Below are 2,585 nucleotides of genomic sequence, written 5' to 3'. Positions count from 1 at the left end.
AACTTCGTCTCCACGAGACCCGGTTGCAGGTCCGGCCGGGTGAACTGGTACAGACGACGGCGACGGTCCGCTACGACGGCGACCTCGTCGAGCGGTACACGTTTGACGTGTTAGGGGCGGCGTCGGGGTGGGCCGAGGTCATCCCAGCGGAGATCTCGGTCACCCGCGGGGTTGAGGAAACCGTTCAACTGCTGTTCCGGCCGCCGACCGGCCCGGGGACACCGGTGGGAAAGATACCGTTCGCGTTACGGTGCCGCTCGCGGGAGAACCGCAACTGGGTGGCCGTCGAAGAAGGCGACATAACGGTCGGCGCGATTCACGAGATCACGGCCGCCGTCATCACCACGAAGATACGGCGCGGGCGGTGGACAGCCCGCTGGATCGCGCGTTTCGACAATCGCGGTACCGCCCCGGCCCTACTCCGCCTGTCCGTTGCCGACGAGGACGGCGCGCTCGGCTACGCCCTCGCGCCGACGAGCGTCAAGGTCCAACCGGGCGGGTCCGGTGAGGTGTTCCTCAAGGCACGGGCGGTGCGGCCGTTCCTGCGCGGCACCATGGTGCGCCACCCCGTCCGGCTGGTCTACGCGAGAACTGACGAAACCCGAACCGACGAAACCCGGACGAACCAAGCCCGGACGAACCAAGCCCGGACGAGCGGAGCCGACCAACAGGCGGTCGAGGGCCAGCTCGATGCCGTCTTCGAACAGGTCCCGGTCATACCCAGGGCAGCTGTCAAGCTGGCCGGCGCGGCGCTGGTGATCGGTATCGTCGCGACAGCCGGCGCAGCCCTGCTGACCCGGGCGCCGACGAGGACGTCGGCACCGACCGCAGCCGTGACCGCCGCGACCGCACCCGTGGCCCCCACCAGCCCGAGCCCCACCCCAAGCCCGAGCGTCGGACCGACAACGAGTGTGGGACCGACAACGAGTGTCAGCCCCACCGGCGCCGCTGGGCAGGTAGAGCCGCAGGGGATCTACGTCATCTTCCACGCCTTCGCGATCGACGACCGCGTCGCGACCGACAACCAGGCCGCGCAGCAGTTCATCAGCGACATCCAGCGATTGCCGGATGTGGGAGTGGTCCAATTGATGGACAGCCGCCGGTCACAGCGGCTTCGCGAGCCCACCGACAAGCCCGATCAGGGCGAGTACGTGATCCTCAAGGACGGGTTTGCCAGCTATCGGGACGCGACAGGCTACTGCGCGAAGGTGCTGCCCGCGCTCAGGCAGTCGGTAAAGGGCGCCAACTGCTACGCCGTGCCCGAGTGAACGCTCACTTTTAGGATGACCAACGCGCTATGACCGTGTACCCCGGCGGCGTCCTCCGCTGCGCTCCTCGCTCGCTGGCGCTCCCTACGATGCTCGCTTTGGCCGCCGCCTCATGACCGTGTACCCCGGCGGCGTCCTCCGCTGCGCTCCTCGCTCGCTGGCGCTCCCTACGATGCTCGCTTTGGCCGCCGCCTCATGACCTATGCCCTCGGCATCGACGTCGGGACCACGTTCACCGCGGCCGCGATCTGGCGGCACGGGCGGGCTGAGGTCGTCGACCTCGGCGAACGCGCGAGGACGGTACCGTCCGTGCTGTTCCTGCGTGACGACGGAGTGATGCTGGTCGGTGAGGCCGCGGAACGGCGTGCCATAACCGATCCGTCCCGGGTGGCAAGGGAGTTCAAGCGCCGGTTCGGCGATGACGTGCCGGTACGACTCGCCGACACGCCGGTGGAGATACCCGACCTCGTCGCCGACATGATCAGATTTGTCGTCAGTAAAGTCACCGAGCGTGAATCGCAGGCGCCGGGCCATGTGATGCTGACCCGCCCCGCCACCTGGTCCGGTCACCGCCAGGACCTGATGGAACAGGCCGCTGGGCTCGCCGGCCTCACCGACGTCGGGCTCCTTTCGGAACCGGTGGCAGCCGCGGGACACTACGCGGCGCAGGACCGCCTCACCCCAGGCGATCATGTCGGTGTCTACGATCTCGGCGGCGGCACCTTCGACGCGACGGTGCTGCGAAAGACCGACGGTGGTTTCGAGGTGTGCGGCGAACCCGGCGGTGACGACGACATCGGTGGCATCGACATCGACGAGGCCGTACTCGACCACATCGCGCGGACGGTCGGCCCGCCCTGGCAACGCCAGGATCTGACCGACCCCGAGACGGCCCGTGCGGTCGCCCAGGTGCACGCCGCAGCGGTCGCGGCCAAGGAGGCGCTGTCCGCCGACACCGAGGCCGAGATCCCGGTGATCATCCCGGGTTGCAACCGGACCGTCCGACTCACCCGTGATGACCTGGAGGAATCCGTACGGATCATGGTGTTGCGAACCCTTGACACGTTCCGGCGCACGTGCCGTTCCGCCGGGGTGGAGCCGGCGGACCTCAATCGCGTCCTGCTTGTCGGTGGGTCAAGCCGCATTCCCCTGGTCGCCCGGCTGGTCGAGCGGGAGTTCCGCGTGCTGGTGACGGTGGACACGCACCCGAAGTTCGCGGTCTGTCTCGGCGCGGCGATCGCAGGCGGGGCACGGCTGTCGCGGCGGGCACCGCAGACACCGCGGGTTCAGCGGGTTCAGGGGGCACCGCAGGTACCG

The 2,585-nt window shown here is 68.7% G+C and carries 1 protein-coding gene and 1 pseudogene; both read left to right on the top strand.

Annotated elements, in window-relative coordinates; genetic code table 11:
* A pseudogene (locus tag U9980_RS22615) lies at positions 1-1,268 on the top strand (hypothetical protein); the annotation flags it as partial.
* A gap of 195 nt (positions 1,269-1,463) precedes the next feature.
* A partial coding sequence (locus tag U9980_RS22610) for an Hsp70 family protein (RefSeq protein WP_322769777.1) occupies positions 1,464-2,585 on the top strand: 1,122 nt, incomplete at its 3' end.

The organism is Protofrankia sp. Cr1 (assembly GCF_963555865.1).
Lineage (GTDB): Bacteria > Actinomycetota > Actinomycetes > Frankiales > Frankiaceae > Protofrankia.
This window is presented reverse-complemented; position numbering and strand designations above follow the sequence as displayed.